The following is a 19276-nucleotide window of genomic DNA, read 5'->3' as shown; positions in this document are numbered from 1 at the left end:
GATGGAATTGACGAGGAAAACTATGCAACGCGTACCGATGACCGCCAATGGGGCGAAGGCCCTGCGTGCGGAACTGGAAAAACTGAAAAAAGAAGATCGCCCGCGTATTTCTGCTGCCATTGCGGAAGCGCGCGAGCACGGCGATCTGAAGGAAAACGCCGAGTACCATGCTGCCCGCGAGCAGCAGGGGTTCTGTGAGGGGCGGATCAACGAGATCGAATCCAAGCTGTCGGCGGCCCAGATCATCGATATCACTGAGCTGGAAAACACCGGCAAGGTGATCTTCGGCACCACCGTGACCATCATCGATGTGGACACCGATGAAGAGAAGGTCTACCAGATCGTGGGTGACGATGAAGCGAACATCAAGCAAGGCAAGCTGAGTGTGAACTCTCCCATTGCCCGTGGCCTGATCGGCCGGGAAGAGGGTGATGTGGTGCAGATTGATACCCCCGGCGGCACCCACGAATATGAGGTCGACAAGGTCGAGCATATTTGAACCCGGGTGATCCGCAGGCAACAAAAAAGGCGACGTGATACGTCGCCTTTTTTGTTGTTGGCCCCGCGGGTGGCGTGGGCCTCAGGTCGGGTGTGTTGCGATCAGGTATTCTGGTAGCGCAACAGATTGGAGAGCTTGGGGTTGGGCTTTTCGGCGGCCCGGTACAGCAGGGCGATGTTGCCAATGCGCTGGATCAGCTCGGCGCCGCTCTGTTCACACATGGTCTGCACGATGGCGGCCCGGTCGTCGCGGTTTTCGGCGTTGACCTTCACTTTCATCAGCTCGTGATCTTCCAGGCGGCTGTTGAGCTCTTCCTGGACGCTTTCAGTGAGACCCTTGTCGCCAATGATCAGGATGGCCTTCAGGTGATGGCCAATGCGGCGAAGGCGTTTGATGTCCTGGGAAGATAGCGGCACGGTGGTAGGCTCCGAATGAGTGTGGTGCGCTATTCTACAGCAACCGGGCTGAGGGTATAGGGGCGAGGACGTTGCGAGGTACGGGTTTCGGGTTGCGAAAGGCGAAATCGGAACCCCGGCATTCCGGTGGGAGGGTGGGTTTTCGCAACCCGAGCCCCGTACCTTGAGACGGCGTGTCGCGTAGGGCGGAAATCGGCAAATGCCGATCTCCGCCATGATAATTGCAATCGAAATACCGGCGGAGATCGGCATTTGCCGATTTCCACCCTACGAAAGGCAGGAGATTCTTTGCATGGCCAAATCCAGCCGCTCCAAATCCAGCAAGGGCTGGCTCAAGGAGCATTTCAGTGACCAGTGGGTGGCCAAGGCCCAGGAGCAGGGTTACCGGTCCCGTGCCAGTTTCAAGCTGTTGGAAATGCACGAAAAGGACAAGCTGTTCCGGCCTGGCATGACGGTGCTGGACCTGGGAGCGGCGCCTGGCGGCTGGAGCCAGGTGGCCGGACAGCTGATCGGTGGCAAGGGGACGGTGATTGCCAGCGACATCCTGGCCATGGATGCGCTGCCGGATGTGACCTTCATTCAAGGCGATTTCCGGGAAGATGACGTCTATGAGCAGATCCTGGCGGCGGTGGGGGATCGCAAGGTAGACCTTGTAATGTCGGATATGGCCCCCAATATGAGTGGTAACAGTGGTGTGGATCAGCCGCGAGCCATGTATCTGGCGGAATTGGCGCTGGAGATGGCGGAGCGGGTGCTGGAACCCAATGGCCTGTTTCTGGTCAAGGTATTCCAGGGAGAGGGGTTCGAGGAGTACCGCCGCGCCCTGCAATCACGCTTTCGCAAGGTGATTACCCGCAAGCCGGCCGCAAGCCGTGCCCGATCCACCGAGGTTTACCAGTTGGCGGTGGGCCTGAAGTAGAGCGTAAAAGCTGTAAAACCGGCTTTTTGCTGTCCGAACCGGCATTACGCTGCCATTGATAAATGGTGTAAGGTACAGGTTCGCAAGTGTGCGCAGATGCGCCAGGAATTGATCGAGGTCTCCCTTGAACGACATGACCAAGAATATTGTGCTGTGGCTGGTAATTGCCGGCGTGCTTTATGTAGTGGCATCCAGCATCAGCAACCAGCCTGCCAATAGCGACATCCCTTATTCCACCTTTATTTCCCGGGTGGAAAGCGGCGGTGTGCAGGCGGTGACCATCGGTGAGAGTGATATTTCCGGCACCTACAGTGATGGTAGCCGGTTCTCCACGATCAAGCCGCCGACCCTGGACACCAACCTGATGCCGACCCTGATCCAGAACGGTGTCGAGGTGAAAGGGACCGAACCCAAGCGCGACAGCTTCCTGATGCGTCTGTTCCTGTCTGTGCTGCCGATCCTCCTGATTCTGGCCATCTTTATCTTCTTCATGCGTCAGATGCAGGGTGGCGGCAAGGGAGGCGGTGGCCCCATGACCTTTGGTAAATCCAAGGCCAAGCTGCTGGGTGAAGACCAGATCAAGACCACCTTTGCCGATGTGGCTGGCGTGGAAGAAGCGAAGGAAGAAGTGCAGGAGCTGGTGGAGTTTCTGCGTGACCCGGCCAAGTTCCAGCGCCTGGGCGGCAAGATCCCCCGGGGTGTGCTGATGGTGGGCTCTCCGGGTACCGGTAAGACCTTGTTGGCCAAGGCTATTGCGGGTGAAGCCAAGGTGCCGTTCTTCAGCATCTCAGGTTCTGACTTTGTGGAAATGTTCGTGGGTGTCGGTGCCAGCCGGGTACGGGACATGTTCGAGCAGGCCAAGAAGCATTCACCCTGCATTATCTTCATTGATGAAATTGATGCGGTGGGCCGCTCTCGTGGCGCCGGCCTCGGTGGCGGGCATGATGAGCGTGAACAGACCTTGAACCAGTTGCTGGTTGAGATGGACGGTTTTGATGGTAATGAAGGCATCATCGTTATTGCTGCCACCAACCGTCCGGATGTGCTCGACCCTGCGCTGCTTCGCCCGGGCCGTTTTGACCGTCAGGTTACCGTGCCGCTTCCGGATATCCGTGGTCGTGAGCAGGTGTTGAAAGTCCACATGCGGCAGGTGCCGATTGCCGATGACGTGGATGCCAGCCTGATTGCTCGCGGTACCCCCGGTTTCTCCGGTGCTGATCTGGCCAATCTGGTCAATGAGGCAGCCTTGTTCGCGGCCCGTGCCAACAAGCGCATGGTCTCCATGGAAGAGTTCGAGAAGGCCAAGGACAAGATCCTGATGGGTGCTGAACGTCGCTCCATGGTCATGAACGAGAAAGAAAAACTGAATACGGCTTACCACGAGGCCGGCCATGCCATCGTAGGGCGCTTGGTGCCTGAGCATGATCCGGTTTACAAGGTGAGCATTATTCCTCGTGGCCGCGCCCTGGGTGTGACCATGTACCTGCCGGAAGAGGACAAATATTCCCAGTCCAAGCGGGCATTGGAATCCTCCATTTGCTCCTTGTACGGCGGCCGTCTGGCGGAAGAGATGACGCTGGGCTTTGATGGGGTTACGACGGGTGCGTCCAACGATATTGAGCGTGCCACCAAGCTGGCCCGTGCCATGGTGACCAAGTGGGGCTTGAGCGAAAAACTGGGCCCACTGGCTTACGAGGAAGAAGAAGGTGAAGTGTTCCTCGGCAAGCAGATGTCCCAGCGCAAGGCCATGTCTGAGCAGACGGCTGAAGAAATCGACCGTGAAGTGCGCGCCATCATCGACAGCTGCTACGGCCGCGCCAAGCAGATTCTGGAAGATAACCGGGACAAGCTGGACCTGATGGCGGATGCTCTGATGCAGTACGAGACCATCGATGCGGATCAGATTGATGACATCATGTCGGGTCACAAGCCGCGCCCGCCGAAAGACTGGCGTGATCAGGGACCGGGCAATGGTGCTGCGGCGACCGGTGATCCAAAGCCGGGTGACGACGCCATCGGCGGCCCTGCCAACAACCATTGATAGATAAACACGCCGTGCGTCACGGGTTGGCGCACGGCGTTGTTGTTTCTGATCCTTTACAGTTCCCAAAACGATAAATAAGGCGCATTTCATTGCGTATGACCTGTTGCATTGGCCTGTATTCAGGCGGCAGGCTCCGTAATATTCCATTGATGAATCTTCTGGTTGCTTTGCGATGACCCGACTGCCCTGTGGCGCCCGCACGCTGGATCTGTCAGCCCCCGTGGTGATGGGGATCCTCAACGTGACTCCCGACTCCTTTTCTGACGGTGGCCGCTTTAACGAGCGTGATGCGGCGTTGCGCCAGGCTGAGCGCATGCTGGCTGACGGGGCCGCCATCATTGATGTGGGGGGCGAATCCACCCGGCCCGGTGCGGCGCCGGTGACCGAGCAGGAAGAGCTGGATCGCGTGGTACCCATTGTTGAAGCGTTGGCGCGGGAGCTGGATGCGCTGGTGTCTGTGGATACCAGTACTGCGGCGGTGATTCGTGACAGTGCGGCGGTGGGCGCCGGGTTGATCAATGATGTGCGCTCGCTGCAGCGTCCGGGGGCGCTGGCGGCGGCGGCGGCCACGGGGCTGCCTGTGTGTGTGATGCACATGTTGGGAGAGCCGGGCACCATGCAGGATGATCCTCGCTATGAGGATGTCACCGCCGAGGTGGTGGCGTTTCTTGAGGCGCGAGTGCGGGAGTGTGTGCAGGCCGGGATTCCCCGTGATCGTCTGTTGGTGGACCCGGGGTTCGGTTTTGCCAAGACCATGGCGCATAATCTGACCTTGATGCAGCAGATGGATGCCTTGCAGTCCTTGGCATTCCCCATCCTGATAGGGGTGTCCCGCAAGTCGCTGTTTGGCAAGGTATTGGGGCGGGACGTGAATGAGCGATTGCCGGGCAGTCTGGCGGCTGCAGTGATGTGTGTGGAGCGCGGCGCCAGGATTGTCCGTGCCCACGATGTTAAGGAAACCGTGGATGCCGTGCGTTTTGCGCATGCGGTCCGCGAAGCGGGAAAGGAGTCGCAGTGATGGCGCGTAAATATTTCGGCACAGATGGCGTGCGCGGCACGGTGGGGCAGTTTCCGATTACCCCGGATTTTGTGCTCAAGCTCGGTTGGGCGGCCGGTAAGGTACTGGCGGCACGCGGTGGCAGCAAGATTTTGATCGGCAAGGATACCCGCATTTCCGGGTATATGTTCGAGTCTGCCCTGGAGGCGGGTATCTCTGCGGCGGGGATCGATGTGCGGTTGCTGGGGCCCCTGCCGACCCCGGGGATTGCCTATCTGACTCGTACTTTGTCTGCCCAGGCTGGGATCGTGATCTCGGCTTCACACAATGCCTATACCGATAACGGGATCAAGTTTTTTGGTCCGGACGGTCGCAAGCTCAACGATGCGATTGAGCAGGAGATCGAGAAGCTGCTCGATGAGGAAATGTCGGTGGTGGCTACTGATCAGATCGGCAAGGTACGTCGTATTGATGATGCTCGTGGCCGCTACATCGAGTTCTGCAAAAGCACCACGCCTGGGTTGGATTTGAAAGGCATGAAAGTGGTGGTGGATACCGCTAACGGGGCGGCGTACCACATCGCGCCGGCGGTGCTGGAAGAGCTTGGAGCGGAAGTGATCGCCATTGCTCATCAGCCGGATGGATTCAATATCAACCGTGAGTGCGGTTCTACTCATCCCGAGCAGCTGCAGGAAAGGGTAGTTGCGGAAAAGGCGGACTTGGGGATTGCCCTGGATGGCGATGCGGACCGCCTGATCATGGTGGATCACACAGGCAAGTTGGTAGATGGTGATCAGCTTCTGTATGTGATCGCCCGTGATCGCAAGGAGAGCGGCGAGGCGGTCGAGGGTGTGGTTGGCACCCTGATGACCAATTTTGGGTTGGAGTTGGCGCTCAAGACGCTTGGTGTGGAATTTGTACGCGCCAAGGTCGGTGATCGCTATGTGATGGAGCAGCTGGATCAGCGCGGCTGGTTGATTGGCGGTGAGTCCTCGGGGCATCTGGTCTGTCTGGATCGCACCTCTACCGGTGACGGCACCGTCTCTGCCTTGCAGGTGTTGGCGGCCCTGGCCCGTCGGGGCGATAGCCTGGCCGAGGCGGTGGCCGATGTGGCGATGCTGCCGCAGGTGATGATCAACGTGCGCGGGCCCAATCGCGATGGCTTTGAGGCGCTGCCGGCGGTCAAGGCCGCGGTGGCCGATGCCGAGGCAAAACTTGCGGGGAATGGTCGTATTTTGCTGCGTCCTTCCGGCACGGAGCCGCTGGTGCGGGTCATGATTGAAGGCAAGGATTCCGAACAGGTAGAAACGCTCTGCCGCGAGCTGGCGGATGTCGTAGAGGGCGCCATCGCCTAAGGGTGGCTGGCGTCGAGGTGGACGGCTCGCGTAATGATCAGGCTGGCACTCTGTGTGCCGGGGAAGTGCGGCGCAATCTGTGTCGCCGGGTAATTAAGGAATACACATGAACAAAAGAACACCGCTCGTTGCCGGCAACTGGAAGATGAATGGTGATCCTTCCCTGGTTGAAGGTATGGCGGCGGCCCTGGCGGGATATGACGGTGCGGCGCAGATGGTGGTCTGCCCGCCGTTTCCTTATCTGGCCCAGGCCAGGCAGGCATTTGCCAGCCATATTGCCATCGGGGCACAGAACCTGAGCGATCAGGAAGAAGGGGCCTATACCGGTGAGGTGTCTGCCTCGATGCTGGCCGGTGCGGGTTGTGGGTATGTGATTATCGGGCATTCCGAGCGGCGCGCCCTGTATGGCGAAACCGATGCATTGATCGCGGCGAAGTTTGCTCGTGCACAGACAGAAGGGCTGGTGCCAATTCTCTGTGTCGGCGAGACCCTCGAAGAGCGGGAGGCGGGCAAGACCGAGGCGGTAGTGTGCGGGCAGTTGCAGGCAGTGATCGATGCGGCAGGGATTGAGGCGTTTGCCCGAGCCGTCGTCGCCTACGAGCCGGTCTGGGCCATCGGTACTGGCATGACGGCCAGCCCGGAGCAGGCACAGGAAGTGCACGCTACACTGCGCCAAACGGTGGCGTCGTACAGTGCGGATATTGCCGCTTCCCTGCCGTTGCTTTACGGCGGCAGTGTAAAGGCGGATAATGCCGCCCTTCTGTTTGCCCAGTCAGACATCGATGGGGGTCTGATTGGTGGGGCATCGTTAACTGCCGACAGTTTTCTTGCTATCTGCCAGGCGGCGGAATAGCGGAACCAATGAAAATATAGAGTAACTATGGATATCGTCGTTCACGTAGTACATGTGCTGGCGGCCCTGGGCCTGATTGGTCTGGTCCTGATTCAGCATGGCAAGGGTGCCGATGCTGGCGCTTCATTCGGTGGTGGTGGCTCCCAGACTGTGTTTGGCAGCGCGGGTTCAGCCAATTTCCTGACACGGGCTACTGCCGTGTTGGCGGTGGTGTTCTTCGTGACCAGCCTGGTGTTGGCCTGGATGGCACGCCAGGAGGCAGAAGGGGCGCGTACCTATCTGCCTGAGCTGGAAACTATCGAAGAGCAGGCGGATGTCCCTGCGCCGGCGGATCAGGCGGAAGTGCCTGCAGCGGCGACAGAGGTTCCTGCGGTTGCTGGTGAGAATTCTGAAAAAGAAGTTTCAGAACAGCCACAAGCTGATGTAGAATCCGCGTCCCCGGCTGAGGTGCCTCAGCCGGCGCAGTAAGTTAAGCGTTCTTTGCCGAAGTGGTGGAATTGGTAGACACGCTATCTTGAGGGGGTAGTGAGCTTCGCTCGTGCCGGTTCAAGTCCGGCCTTCGGCACCAATTTGGGAAAGGTGGGTGGCACTGAATTTCAATGTCTCCATCTGGTCAAGAAAGCATCAGGTTAAGCGGCTTTTCCTGATGCTAAGGCTTCGAAAAATAAATACTTTTTTCACGAAGTCTCCTTGACAGCGTAGCGCTCCATAAGTAGTATTTGCGCTCGGTTTTGAGGTGATTTGCAGCGTCCACAGGCGCAGCAGATCACGGGTTCAGAATACTGAACCAGAGCCCTGGTGCATCGGGCTTTAAAGGGCACAAGGTTTATTGCGGGGTGGAGCAGTCTGGTAGCTCGTCGGGCTCATAACCCGAAGGTCGTAGGTTCAAATCCTGCCCCCGCTACCACTTAGAAGGATCAGCTTCGGCTGATTCAAAGCGGACAAAAAGCCCCTCTAGCAGGGGCTTTTTGTTATCCGCGACAGTGGAATGGGCGGTGGATGTGCGGTCGGTTGCGTGTTGTCCTGCAGTCGTCGGTGATGTCCCCAGGCCCATTTTTTGTTTGTACCTGAAGCAACCATTTCTTCGGGAGTAATGTCGGAAAAGGCATGTCGAAACGCGTAGAACAGTTAACGGCGCTATTTGCACCGGTAGTGGAAGATCTCGGCTTCGTGCTTTGGGGTGTGGAATACATCCAGGGGCGCGGGGCTGTTGTGCGTGTGTTTATCGATCATGAAGACGGCATTACGGTAGATAACTGTGCGGCGGTGAGTCACGAGATCAGCGGCGTGCTGGATGTGGAAGATCCAATTTCCGGGGAGTACAACCTGGAAGTGTCCTCTCCGGGCATGGATCGTCCCATGTTTGAACTTGCGCAATATGCCGACTACATCGGTGAAGATGTCCAGCTCAAGCTGCTGGCACCGGTGGCAGGCAAGCGCAAATTGACCGCAGCCATTGTGGCTGTGGATGGCGAAACGCTGGTGGTGGAGCTGGATGGCGAAACCCTGCGTATTCCTTACGGTCAGGTTGATCGTGCCCGGCTTCAGCCGCGCTTCGATTAAGCCTGAGAGAACCTTGTCTTTGTAAAGGCCTGGCCATGAACAAAGAGATCCTGCTGGTAGCGGAAACCGTTTCAAACGAGAAGGGCGTTAGCCGCGATGTAATTTTCGAGGCTATTGAACTGGCTCTCGCGGCGGCAACCAAGAAGCGTTTTAAGGAAGAAGACGTGGAAATCCGTGTGGACATCGACCGTGTTTCCGGCGATTCCCGCACCTTCCGTGTCTGGCATGTGGTGCCCGACGAAGATCTGTATGAATTCGGCAAGCAGCTGACGCTGGATGAAGCCCACGAGCAGGATACCTCCCTGCAGATCGGCGACACCTGGGAAGAAGAGATCGAGTCCGAAGCATTCGGTCGTATTGCGGCCCAGACTGCCAAGCAGGTGATTGTTCAGAAGGTCCGTGAAGCCGAGCGTCGCCAGATCATTGAAGAATATCGTGACCGTATTGGTGATCTGGTCAGCGGCACCGTGAAGAAGGCCAACCGTGATTCCATCGTGTTGGACCTGGGCGGTAACGCAGAAGCGCTGATTACGCGTGAGCACATGATTCCCCGTGAAGCGGTGCGTCAGAACGATCGCATTCGCGCCTACTTGCTGGGTGTGAACGAAGAAAACCGTGGTCCGCAGCTGTTTGCCAGCCGTGCCTGCCCGGAAATGCTGATCGAGCTGTTCAAAATCGAAGTGCCGGAAATCGGTGAAGAGCTGATTGAGATCAAGGGCGCTGCCCGCGATCCGGGTTCTCGCGCCAAGATTGCGGTGAAGACCAACGATCAGCGGATCGACCCGGTGGGCGCCTGTGTGGGTATGCGCGGTGCGCGTGTTCAGGCGGTCTCCAACGAGTTGGCTGGTGAGCGTATCGATATCGTCCTGTGGGACGACAACCCGGCACAGCTGGTCATCAATGCCATGCAGCCGGCGGAAGTGGCGTCCATTGTGATGGACGAAGAAAGCCACGCCATGGATATCGCGGTGGAAGATGAATCCGCGCTGGCACAGGCCATCGGCCGTAGTGGCCAGAACATCCGTCTTGCTTCCGAGCTGACTGGCTGGGAACTGAACGTGATGACGCTGGACGACGCCGAGAACAAGCAGCAGGAAGAAGCTGCTCAGGCGCTGGAAACCTTTATGAACGAGCTGGACGTGGACGAAGATATCGCCGGCGTGCTCGTGGAAGAAGGCTTTTCCACGCTGGAAGAGGTGGCCTATGTGCCGGAAGAAGAGATGCTCGCTATTGACGGGTTTGACGAGGATATCGTCGAAGCCCTTCGCCAGCGTGCCAAAGATGCCCTGCTGACCAAGGCACTGGTATCTGAAGAGAAATTTGAACAAGCCGAGCCTGCGGACGACCTTCTGAGTATGGAAGGTATGGACCGTGAGTTGGCTGTGGAACTGGCTTCCCGTGGCATCGTCACGATGGAAGATCTCGCCGAACAGGCGGTGGATGACCTGCTCGAAATTGAAGGCCTGGATGAGGAGCGCGCTGCGCAACTGATCATGACCGCCCGGGCTCCCTGGTTCGAGAACGAAGACGGGGAATAACAGCCGTATTTTTCCGGCTGAGGCAGTGCAGGCACCATAGAGCGGACAGGAGAGTGTTGCTGACATGGCAGAAACGACCGTAAAGAAACTGGCCGAAACCGTAGGTATGCCCGTTGAGAAATTGCTTTCTCAAATGAAGGAAGCGGGCTTGCCTCATGGGGACGCCAGCGAAGAGGTCTCCGGTGAACAGAAGCAGCAGCTGCTGGCGCATCTGCGCAAGTCTCATGGTGCCGCGGAACCTGAGGGCAAGAAAATCACCCTCAAGCGCAAGTCCACCAGTACCATCAAGACCACCGGTGCGGCGGGTAAAGCCAAGACCGTAAACGTGGAAGTGCGCAAGAAACGCACCTACGTGAAGCGTGAAGTGCTGGAAGCGGAAGCCCGCGAGGAAGCCGAGCGCAAAGCGGCTGAAGAGGCTGCATTGAAGGCCGAACAGGAAAAACGCGAGGCAGAAGAAGCTGCCAAGCGTCAGGCGGAAGAAGAAGTCGCCCGCAAGAAAGAGGAAGAGGCCAAGGCCGCTGCAGAAGTTGACCGCAAGGCAGCTGAAGAAAAAGCAGCGGAAGAGAAGGCCAAGCGCGTTGCTGTGCCGAAGACTGCAGCAGCCAAGAAACCGGCCAAAGAAGAAACGCCGGAAGAAAAGGCCAAGCGCGAAGAGGAAGAGAAAAAGCAGCGTGAGGCAGAAGAAGCCAAGCGTAAGCAAGAATCCGAAGCCCGTAAAAAGGCCGAGGAAGAGGCTGCCCGTCGCACCGCTGAAGAAGCGGCCCGCATCGCTGCCGAACTGGAGCAGCGTGGCGACCAGCCCGAGAAGAAAGAAGAGGAAGTGGACGATGGTTCTTCCATCGTGGTGGCGGCCCAGGAGGCCAGCTATCAGCGTGAAGAGCGTCAGTCCCGTCGTCGTCGTCGCAAGCCGAAGGCTGCCGGTGTTGCTCATGGTCAGATGAAGAGCTCCATGAACAAGGCGCACGGATTCAAAGCCCCGACGGAGAAAAAGATTCTGGAAGTTGAAGTCCCGGAAACCATTACCGTAGGCGATCTCGCCCAACGCTTGAACATCAAGTCCAAGGAACTGATCAAGTCCTTGATGAAGATGGGCGAAATGGCCACCGTGAATCAACATATCGACCAGGAAACCGCCATCCTGCTGGTAGAAGAAATGGGCCACAAGGCCGTTGCCGGCAAGGGTGAAGAAGAGGTACTGGAAGATCACCTGGCAACCATGGTTAACCGTGACGGTGCCGAGCTGTCTCAGCGCGCGCCGGTCGTGACCATTATGGGCCACGTTGACCACGGCAAGACCTCTCTGCTGGATTACATTCGTAAGGCCAAGGTAGCGGCCGGTGAGGCGGGTGGTATTACCCAGCATATCGGTGCGTACCACGTGGACCACGAGAAGGGCATGATTACCTTCCTGGATACCCCGGGTCACGCCGCCTTTACGGCCATGCGTGCCCGTGGTGCCAAGGCTACGGATATCGTCATCATCGTGGTGGCGGCGGATGACGGTGTCATGCCGCAGACCGAAGAAGCAGTCAACCACGCGAAAGCGTCTGGTGCGCCGATCATCATTGCGGTCAACAAGATCGACAAGGAACAGGCTGATCCGGATCGTGTGAAGAACGAGCTGGCGGCCAAGGACGTGATCCCGGAAGAGTGGGGCGGTGACTACCAGTTCATTAACGTCTCTGCCCATACCGGTGAGGGTGTTGATGAGCTGCTGGATGCCATCCAGCTGCAATCCGAACTGCTTGAGCTGGAGGCCTCTGCCACTGGCCCGGCGACCGGTGTAGTGATCGAATCCCGTATTGAGAAAGGTCGCGGTACCGTGGCCTCTATCCTGGTGCAGGCCGGTCAACTGAATATCGGCGACATGCTGCTGGCGGGGGCCCACTTCGGCCGCGTCCGTGCCATGGCTGATGAGAATGGCCAACCCATCAAGAGTGCCGGTCCTTCCATTCCGGTGGAAGTGCTGGGTCTGGACGGTGCACCGGAAGCGGGTGAACAGGTTCAGGTGGTGTCCGACGAGCGCAAGGCCCGTGAAGTGGCCGAGTTCCGTCAGGAGCGCGACCGCGATGTGAAGCTCAAGCGTCAGCAGGCTTCCAAACTGGAAAACCTGTTTGCCAACATGGGTGGCGCCGAAGCCAGCACCGTGAACATCGTCCTCAAGACGGATGTTCGTGGTTCTCTGGAAGCACTGCAGGGTGCCCTCCATGATCTGGGCACCGACGAAGTGAAGGTGAACCTGGTTGCTGCCGGCGTGGGTGCGATCAACGAATCCGATGTAAACCTGGCCATGACCAGTGAAGCGGTACTGCTGGGCTTCAATGTTCGTGCCGATTCCAAGGCCAAGAAGCTGTGTGAGCAGGAAGGTATCGACCTGCGTTACTACAGCGTGATCTATGAGCTGATCGACGATGTGAAGCAGGCCATGAGCGGCTTGCTGGCACCGGAGAAACGCGAAGAGATTCTGGGTACTGCCCAGGTCCGCGACGTGTTCCGTTCTTCCAAGTTCGGTGCCGTGGCCGGTTGTATGGTGATCGAAGGTACCCTGTACCGAAACCGCCCGATCCGCGTTCTGCGCGACGATGTGGTGATCTTCGAAGGCGAGCTGGAATCCCTGCGTCGTTTCAAGGACGACGTGCCGGAAGTTCGCAACGGCATGGAATGTGGTATTGCCGTGAAGAGCTACAACGACGTGAAGGAAGGCGACAAGATCGAGGTCTTCGAAGTGAAGGAGGTGGCGCGCTCCCTGTAAGGGGCGTGCCCGGCCGCAACTGCCATGAGTCGTCATCGTCGCCCGCAGGGGTTTAACCGCACCGACCGTATCGCGGACCAGATCCAGCGTGAGCTGTCCCGGTTGCTGCAGTTTGAAGTCAAAGACCCGCGGGTGAACCTGGCGACCGTGCAGGATGTGACGGTCTCCCGGGACCTGTCTTTTGCCGATGTCTACTTCACGTTGCTGGGCAAAGGTGAAGAAGAAGGGGCAGAAGCTGAGAAGGTGCTGGAAAAGGCCAGTGGCTTTCTGCGCAGTAGCCTGGCTCAGAGCCTGAATACCCGCACCACCCCCAAGTTGCGTTTCCACTATGACATGACCCCGGAAAACGCCGCGAAGATGTCTCGTCTGATTGACGATGTCCGCGCGGAAGACCGGGAGTTGCGTCCGGACAACGACGAACCCGAGCAGGATTAACGGAGCACTCCGGTGGCAAAACGTCGTCCCCGTGGCCGCAATATCAGCGGCATTTTGTTGTTGGATAAAGTGACCGGCGTGAGCAGTAACGGTGCTCTGCAGATGGCGAAGAAGATGTTCGCTGCCGCCAAGGCGGGCCACACTGGCAGCCTGGATCCCCTGGCCACCGGTATGCTGCCAATCTGTTTTGGCGAGGCGACCAAATTCAGCCAGTTCCTGCTGGAATCCGACAAGAGCTACCGGGTCACGGCCAAACTGGGTGTCACCACGGAAACCGGTGATGCCGATGGTGAGGTGGTGAAGACCACTGAGGTCACGGCCTCTGCAGCGGATATCGAAGATGCGCTGATGTCTTTCATGGGGGATATCGAGCAGATTCCCAGCATGTATTCGGCGATCAAGCATGAGGGGGTTCCCCTCTACAAGCTGGCGCGGGAAGGCAAGACCGTGGAGCGCAAGCCTCGCGCGGTGACCATTTATGACATCCGGATTCTGCGGATCGAAGGCGATGAGCTGGAATTTGAGGTGGACTGTTCCAAGGGCACTTACGTGCGTTCGCTGGTGGAAGACACCGGAGACAAGCTGGGCTGTGGCGGCCATGTCACCGTTCTGCACCGCTTGTCGGCGGGGCCCTATCCGGCGGAAAAGATGCTGACCCTGGAGCAACTGGGCAATATCAAGGCCGAGGGCGGGTTCGAGGCAATCGACGAACTGCTCTTGCCTTTATCAACCAGCGTGGCAGACTGGCCGCGCGTTGAACTGGGTGACAATGCTGCCTATTACATTCAGCAGGGTCAGCCAGTGATGGCCTCAGACCGTCCGGTGGACGGCTGGGTCAGTGTTTACAAGGCATCCAGCGGCGAGTTTTTGGGCGTCGGTGAGGTGCTGGAAGACGGGCGAATTGCGCCGCGTCGACTGGTTTCAAACTGAGTTGCCCTTGCGGTAACCGGCTTGGAAAACCCGACGGCAGCTATAAATATGCATGGCTGACCGTGACATTCATTGTGCATATTGGAGCAAAACCATGGCTTTGACCGTAGAACAGAAAGCGGAAATCCTGAAAGAGCACGGCCAGAAAGAAGGCGATACCGGTTCTCCGGAAGTGCAGGTTGCACTGCTGACCGCCAACATCAATGGCCTGCAGGGTCACTTCAAGGACCACAAGAAGGATCACCACAGCCGTCGCGGCCTGATCCGCATGGTAAACCAGCGTCGTAAGCTGCTGGACTACCTGGCCAAGAAAGACCGCACTCGTTACCTCCAGCTGATCGAAAAGCTGGGTCTGCGTCGCTAACAGGCTGTGCAGATCGGGTAACCGCAACAGAAGCTCGGCTCCGCCGGGCTTTTGTTGTTTCTGGAGGGACACAATTCCCTCCCCCCTGCGGTCGCTTGCTGGCAAGCGATGTTTTTGGCGAGGATCGGCTCACGCCGATTTCCGCCCTGCGGGCTGGCGGGTTATGATGCGCGAGCGAAAGAAGATGTTGTCAGAGGCATGGGCCTCGAAGATTGTCGTGAAGAGAGAAGAGACGAGATATGTTCAATAAAATCACCAAAGAGATTCAGTTCGGCCGTGACACGGTCATCCTGGAAACCGGGCAAATCGCCCGCCAGGCCACTGCCGCTGTCATGGTACGCATCGGTGCCACCGAAGTGCTGGTCACCGTGGTGGGCAAGAAAGAAGCCGACCCCAGCAAGAACTTCTTCCCGCTGACCGTGAATTACCAGGAAAAGACCTACGCCGCCGGCCGTATCCCCGGTGGTTTCCTGAAGCGTGAAGGTCGCCCGAGTGAGAAAGAAACCCTCACCTGCCGCCTGATCGACCGTCCGATCCGCCCGCTGTTTCCCAATGGCTTCATGAATGAAGTGCAGGTCGTGGCGACCGTGATGTCCGTGGACAAGGAAAACGATCCAGACATCGCTGCCATGATTGGTACCTCTGCGGCCCTGGCAATCTCCGGTATCCCGTTCAGTGGCCCCATCGGTGCGGCCCGCGTCGGCTTCAAGGATGGCATGTACATCCTCAACCCGAGCTACGCAGAGCTGGCCGAATCCGCTCTGGATCTGGTGGTTGCGGGTACCGAGCCCGCCGTACTGATGGTGGAATCCGAAGCCAAAGAGCTGTCTGAAGACCAGATGCTGGGTGCAGTACTGTTCGGCCACATGGAAATGCAGCCGGTCATCCAGGGCATTCGCGAGTTCGCTGCCGAAGTGGGCACCCCTGCCTGGGAGTGGACTGCTCCGGCCGTAAACACCGAGCTGAAAGATGCCATCAAGGCCAAGTTCGAGGCTGGCCTGGCCGAGGCCTACACGATTACCGAGAAAATGGCCCGCTACGCCAAAGTCGGCGAGCTGCGTGACGCTTGTGTGGCCGAATTCGCTACCGGTGAAGAAGGCGCGCCAGAAGCGGGCGAAGTGAAAGAGCTGTTCGGCAAGATCGAGAAAAACGTGGTGCGTGAAGCGGTTGTGTCCGGCAAGCCGCGTATCGACGGCCGTGCCCTGGATGCGGTGCGCGCCATCGACTGTCAGGTCGGCAATCTGGCCAAGACCCACGGTTCTGCACTGTTCACCCGTGGCGAGACGCAGGCCATCGTGGCGGCGACCCTGGGCGGTATGCGTGATGCCCAGTTCATCGACGCGCTGGAAGGATCCCGTCAGGATCACTTCATGCTGCATTACAACTTCCCTCCTTACTGCGTGGGCGAGACCGGCATGATCGGTTCTCCGAAGCGTCGTGAGATCGGTCACGGTCGCCTGGCCCGTCGTGGTGTGCAGGCAGTACTGCCCACCGTGCAGGACTTCCCCTACACCATTCGTGTGGTCTCCGAGATCACCGAATCCAACGGTTCCTCTTCCATGGCGTCCGTGTGTGGCACTTCCATGGCACTGATGGATGCCGGTGTTCCCCTGACTGCACCGGTGGCGGGTATCGCCATGGGTCTGGTGAAGGAAGAAGACGGCCGTTTCGCGGTACTGTCTGACATCCTCGGTGACGAAGATCACCTGGGCGACATGGACTTCAAGGTGGCCGGTACCGCACGCGGTGTGACTGCCCTGCAGATGGATATCAAGATCGAAGGGATCACCGAAGAGATCATGGAGAAGGCGCTGGAACAGGCTAACGCCGGTCGTCTCCATATCCTTGGTGAAATGTCCAAGGCCATCGGCGCGTCCCGTACCCAGGTATCCGAGAATGCACCGACCCTACTGACCCTGAAGATCAATCCGGACAAGATCCGTGACGTGATCGGTAAAGGTGGTGCGACCATCCGTGCCCTCACCGAGGAAACCGGCTGTACCATCGATATCGAAGACGATGGCAGCGTGAAGATCTACGGTGAAACCCGTGAAAAAGCGGATGAAGCGGTACGTCGTGTTGAAGAGATCACCGCTGAAGCTGAAGTGGGCGTGATCTACGAAGGCAAGGTCACCCGTGTGGTTGATTTCGGTGCTTTCGTTGCCATCATGCCGGGCACGGAAGGTCTGCTGCACATCTCCCAGATTGCTGAAGAGCGTGTGGAGAAGGTGACCGACTACGTGAACGAGGGTGACATCATCAAGGTGAAAGTCCTCGACGTGGATCAGCGTGGCCGTATCAAGCTGTCCATGAAGGAAGCCAAGGAAGACTGATTAGACCCGCTTCCAGAAGTATAGAAGGGGCCGGCATTTGCCGGCCCTTTTTTTTGGTTCATCGCGGATTAGCGGGGAATCGTTTACAGAAAAGCCCCCTTGCTGTAGGAGCGTCGCTCGCGGCGCGATAACCCGCGTGGTTAAAGACTGATTTACTGCAGAGGGTGAAAGGGCCAACAGAGGAAAACCGCCTTCCTCAGTGAACGCTGTGCCCTCTGTTGTGAAAGTGCTTTTGTTTCCTGGTCTGGGATCGCGCCGCCAGCGACGCTCCTACGGCAAGGGCGGGGATTAAATTGGACTTTCCCGGAAACCCGCAATGAACCTTTTTTGGGGTTCTTAGCAGATTTGAGGGAAAAGCCTGATTAATCTCCCTGCTTGCCGTAGGAGCGTCGGTTATTCGCTCCGCTCACCCTTCGGGCCGTTCCTTCGCTACGCTTGGTGGCGGCGCATTCCGGGTCAGGCAAAGGCATTGTTAGGACTAGGCAGGACGTTTTTCTACCAGTCTTGCCGCGAGCAGGCCCATCTCGAACAGGAACCACATGGGAATGGCCAGCAAGGTCTGGCTGATCACATCGGGTGGGGTCAGCAGCATGCCCAGTACGAAACAGCCCACCACCACATAGGCGCGGGCCTTGGCCAGTTTTTCCACCGTGGTGGCGCCGGTGGCGACCAGCAGCACAATGGCAATGGGCAGTTCGAAGGCCAGGCCGAATGCCAGGAACAAGGCCAGCACGAAGTCCAGATAACTGCTGATGTCGGTGGTTACGGCCACGCCTTCCGGCGCGATGGCGGTAAAGAACTGGAACATCAGCGGGAAGACCACGAAATACGCAAAGGCGGCGCCAGCGTAGAACAGCAGGATGCTGCTGCCCAGAAGCGGAATCGCCAGTTTCTTTTCGTGCTTGTATAGCCCGGGAGCAATAAACGCCCACCCCTGATGCAGAATGAACGGCATGGCAGCGAACACACTGAGGTAGAGTGTCAGTTTGAACGGCGCCAGAAACGGCGCGGCGACACCGGTAGCAATCATGCTGGTGCCGTCCGGCATGGCATCCATGAGGGGCTTTGCCACCAGGGTGTAGAGCTCGCGGGAAAAGTAGAACAGACAGAGGAAAATCACGAACACGACTGCCATGGCTTTGAGCAGACGGTTACGTAATTCCAGCAGATGCGCGATCAGGGGTTGGCCGGGATCGTTACTGGCGTCAGTCATTGCGGGGTGGTTCCTGGCCTTGGTCTTCATCCTGGGGAGGATCAGGGTGGATGCGGTTTTCCTTGCTGGCAGGTTGGCGCGCCTTGTGGATCTGTTCCGGGCTCAGCAGGCTTTCTTTGGCTTCACGAATGCTGTCTTCGTCCAGCCCCATCTGCCGCATCTGTTTTTCCATGCGCTCGCGCATGTCCAGGGTCACGGCTTCGCGTTCCAGTTCATTCTTCAGATTATTGAAGGTGGAACGGGCACGCCCCATCCAGTGGCCCAGGGTGCGGGCCACGGTGGGCAGGCGTTCCGGGCCGAGCACTACCAGTCCGATCACGAAGATCAGGGCGAGTTCGGTAAAACCGATATCGAACATGGACGCCTCGCTTCAGGTCAGGCCTGATCCTTGTCCTTTTCGGTTTTTTGATCTGCCTGGGTTTTTTCGTTTTCAGCCAGGCGTTTCTGGTCCTGCTCTTCTTCGCCGTCTTTCATGGCGTTCTTGAAGCCCTTCACGGCGCCACCCAGATCGCCACCCATGTTGCGCAGTTTCTTGGTGCCGAACAACAGGACGACGATGGCGAGGAGGATCAGTAACTGCCAGATGCTGATGCCGGAAAACATGATGCTTTACTCCAGAAATGTTGTCCCTGTAACGCTAGCACGCCACGGGACACGCTTTTAGTGATTCTTTTAATGGTTGTTTGGTTGTGCTCAGTGCTTGTTGCCGCGGGCGGCTTTTTCGTCGTGGCCGGACAGGCCGAAACGGCGCTCCAGCTCGGCCAGTACCTTGTCAGGGTGTTCGCCCAGCTTGGCCAGCATGACCAGACTGTGAAACCACAGGTCGGCGGTTTCGCTGATCAGGGCCTGGTTGTCGCCACTGACTTCGGCGTCGCGGGCGGCGAGGAGGGTCTCTACCGCTTCTTCGCCCACTTTCTCGAGAATCTTGTTGAGGCCCTTGGCATACAGGCTGGCCACATAGGAGCTGTCCGGGTCGGCGCCCTTGCGGGATTCCAGAACGTCGTGCAGCTGGCTGAGAATATCTGACATAGTCTGTGCTTCGTTATGGCCTGACGTGTGTCTTTA

19 protein-coding genes and 2 tRNA genes are annotated in these 19276 nt (G+C 58.2%); 16 read left to right on the top strand and 5 right to left on the bottom strand.

The window, feature by feature from the left end; all coding sequences use genetic code 11:
• Positions 1-22 precede the first annotated feature (22 nt).
• The gene (gene greA, locus A15D_RS04375) at positions 23-499 is read left to right on the top strand and encodes a transcription elongation factor GreA (protein ID WP_031226429.1); all 477 of its coding nucleotides are present in this window, start codon (positions 23-25) and stop codon (positions 497-499) included.
• 101 nt (positions 500-600) lie between these two features.
• On the opposite strand, the gene A15D_RS04370 is transcribed toward greA, so the two are convergent.
• A complete protein-coding gene (locus tag A15D_RS04370) occupies positions 601-915 on the bottom strand; it encodes a YhbY family RNA-binding protein (RefSeq protein WP_022985322.1) in 315 nt (104 codons plus the stop codon).
• Positions 916-1207: 292 nt separating this feature from the next.
• On the opposite strand from A15D_RS04370, the gene rlmE reads away from it, so the two are divergent.
• From rlmE to pnp, 15 genes are all read left to right on the top strand, one after another.
• Positions 1208-1834: a 23S rRNA (uridine(2552)-2'-O)-methyltransferase RlmE gene (gene rlmE, locus A15D_RS04365; RefSeq protein ID WP_022985321.1), complete on the top strand. Its 627-nt coding sequence runs from the start codon at positions 1208-1210 to the stop codon at positions 1832-1834.
• Between the two features lie 133 nt (positions 1835-1967).
• On the top strand, positions 1968-3875 hold the full coding sequence (ftsH, locus tag A15D_RS04360; RefSeq protein ID WP_102790917.1) for an ATP-dependent zinc metalloprotease FtsH: 1908 nt from the start codon (positions 1968-1970) through the stop codon (positions 3873-3875).
• Positions 3876-4050: 175 nt separating this feature from the next.
• Positions 4051-4896 carry a dihydropteroate synthase gene (gene folP / locus A15D_RS04355; protein ID WP_233192063.1) on the top strand — a complete coding sequence of 282 codons (846 nt, stop codon included), beginning with the start codon at positions 4051-4053 and terminating at the stop codon, positions 4894-4896.
• Positions 4896-6230, top strand: a complete 1335-nt coding sequence (gene glmM, locus A15D_RS04350) for a phosphoglucosamine mutase (RefSeq protein WP_102790916.1) — start codon at positions 4896-4898, stop codon at positions 6228-6230. Before folP ends, glmM begins: the two co-directional genes overlap by 1 nt.
• A 106-nt stretch (positions 6231-6336) precedes the next feature.
• A complete protein-coding gene (gene tpiA / locus A15D_RS04345) occupies positions 6337-7083 on the top strand; it encodes a triose-phosphate isomerase (RefSeq protein ID WP_102790915.1) in 747 nt (248 codons plus the stop codon).
• Between the two features lie 27 nt (positions 7084-7110).
• On the top strand, positions 7111-7551 hold the full coding sequence (gene secG, locus A15D_RS04340) for a preprotein translocase subunit SecG (RefSeq protein WP_102790914.1): 441 nt from the start codon (positions 7111-7113) through the stop codon (positions 7549-7551).
• 14 nt (positions 7552-7565) lie between these two features.
• Positions 7566-7651, top strand: a tRNA-Leu gene (locus A15D_RS04335).
• Between the two features lie 262 nt (positions 7652-7913).
• Positions 7914-7990: transfer RNA gene (locus tag A15D_RS04330), tRNA-Met, on the top strand.
• A gap of 200 nt (positions 7991-8190) precedes the next feature.
• Positions 8191-8646, top strand: coding sequence for a ribosome maturation factor RimP (gene rimP, locus A15D_RS04325; RefSeq protein WP_102790913.1), 456 nt, complete (start codon positions 8191-8193; stop codon positions 8644-8646).
• A 35-nt stretch (positions 8647-8681) separates the two neighbouring features.
• Positions 8682-10184, top strand: a complete 1503-nt coding sequence (gene nusA / locus A15D_RS04320; protein ID WP_022985314.1) for a transcription termination factor NusA — start codon at positions 8682-8684, stop codon at positions 10182-10184.
• A 64-nt stretch (positions 10185-10248) separates the two neighbouring features.
• Positions 10249-12936, top strand: coding sequence for a translation initiation factor IF-2 (infB, locus tag A15D_RS04315; RefSeq protein ID WP_022985313.1), 2688 nt, complete (start codon positions 10249-10251; stop codon positions 12934-12936).
• A gap of 24 nt (positions 12937-12960) precedes the next feature.
• Positions 12961-13371, top strand: a complete 411-nt coding sequence (rbfA, locus tag A15D_RS04310) for a 30S ribosome-binding factor RbfA (RefSeq protein ID WP_022985312.1) — start codon at positions 12961-12963, stop codon at positions 13369-13371.
• Between the two features lie 12 nt (positions 13372-13383).
• A complete protein-coding gene (gene truB, locus A15D_RS04305; protein WP_022985311.1) occupies positions 13384-14301 on the top strand; it encodes a tRNA pseudouridine(55) synthase TruB in 918 nt (305 codons plus the stop codon).
• 94 nt (positions 14302-14395) lie between these two features.
• Positions 14396-14665 (top strand): 30S ribosomal protein S15, encoded by a 270-nt coding sequence (rpsO, locus tag A15D_RS04300; protein WP_022985310.1) that lies wholly within the window; start codon positions 14396-14398, stop codon positions 14663-14665.
• Between the two features lie 239 nt (positions 14666-14904).
• A complete protein-coding gene (gene pnp, locus A15D_RS04295) occupies positions 14905-16998 on the top strand; it encodes a polyribonucleotide nucleotidyltransferase (RefSeq protein ID WP_022985309.1) in 2094 nt (697 codons plus the stop codon).
• Between the two features lie 478 nt (positions 16999-17476).
• Here the strand turns inward: pnp and tatC are convergent, their stop codons facing one another.
• From tatC to A15D_RS04275, 4 genes are all read right to left on the bottom strand, one after another.
• Positions 17477-18211, bottom strand: a complete 735-nt coding sequence (gene tatC, locus A15D_RS04290; RefSeq protein WP_102790912.1) for a twin-arginine translocase subunit TatC — start codon at positions 18209-18211, stop codon at positions 17477-17479.
• Positions 18204-18569, bottom strand: coding sequence for a Sec-independent protein translocase protein TatB (gene tatB / locus A15D_RS04285; protein ID WP_022985307.1), 366 nt, complete (start codon positions 18567-18569; stop codon positions 18204-18206). Before tatB ends, tatC begins: the two co-directional genes overlap by 8 nt.
• A gap of 17 nt (positions 18570-18586) precedes the next feature.
• The gene (tatA, locus tag A15D_RS04280; protein ID WP_022985306.1) at positions 18587-18814 is read right to left on the bottom strand and encodes a Sec-independent protein translocase subunit TatA; all 228 of its coding nucleotides are present in this window, start codon (positions 18812-18814) and stop codon (positions 18587-18589) included.
• A 90-nt stretch (positions 18815-18904) separates the two neighbouring features.
• Positions 18905-19240: a phosphoribosyl-ATP diphosphatase gene (locus tag A15D_RS04275; RefSeq protein ID WP_022985305.1), complete on the bottom strand. Its 336-nt coding sequence runs from the start codon at positions 19238-19240 to the stop codon at positions 18905-18907.
• Positions 19241-19276: the final 36 nt, after the last annotated feature.

Origin of the sequence: Alcanivorax sp. MD8A, assembly GCF_002888555.1 — a bacterium.
Classification (GTDB): Bacteria; Pseudomonadota; Gammaproteobacteria; order Pseudomonadales; family Alcanivoracaceae; genus Alcanivorax.
The sequence above is the reverse complement of the archived record's forward strand: the minus strand, read 5'-3'. Positions and strand labels throughout refer to the sequence as shown.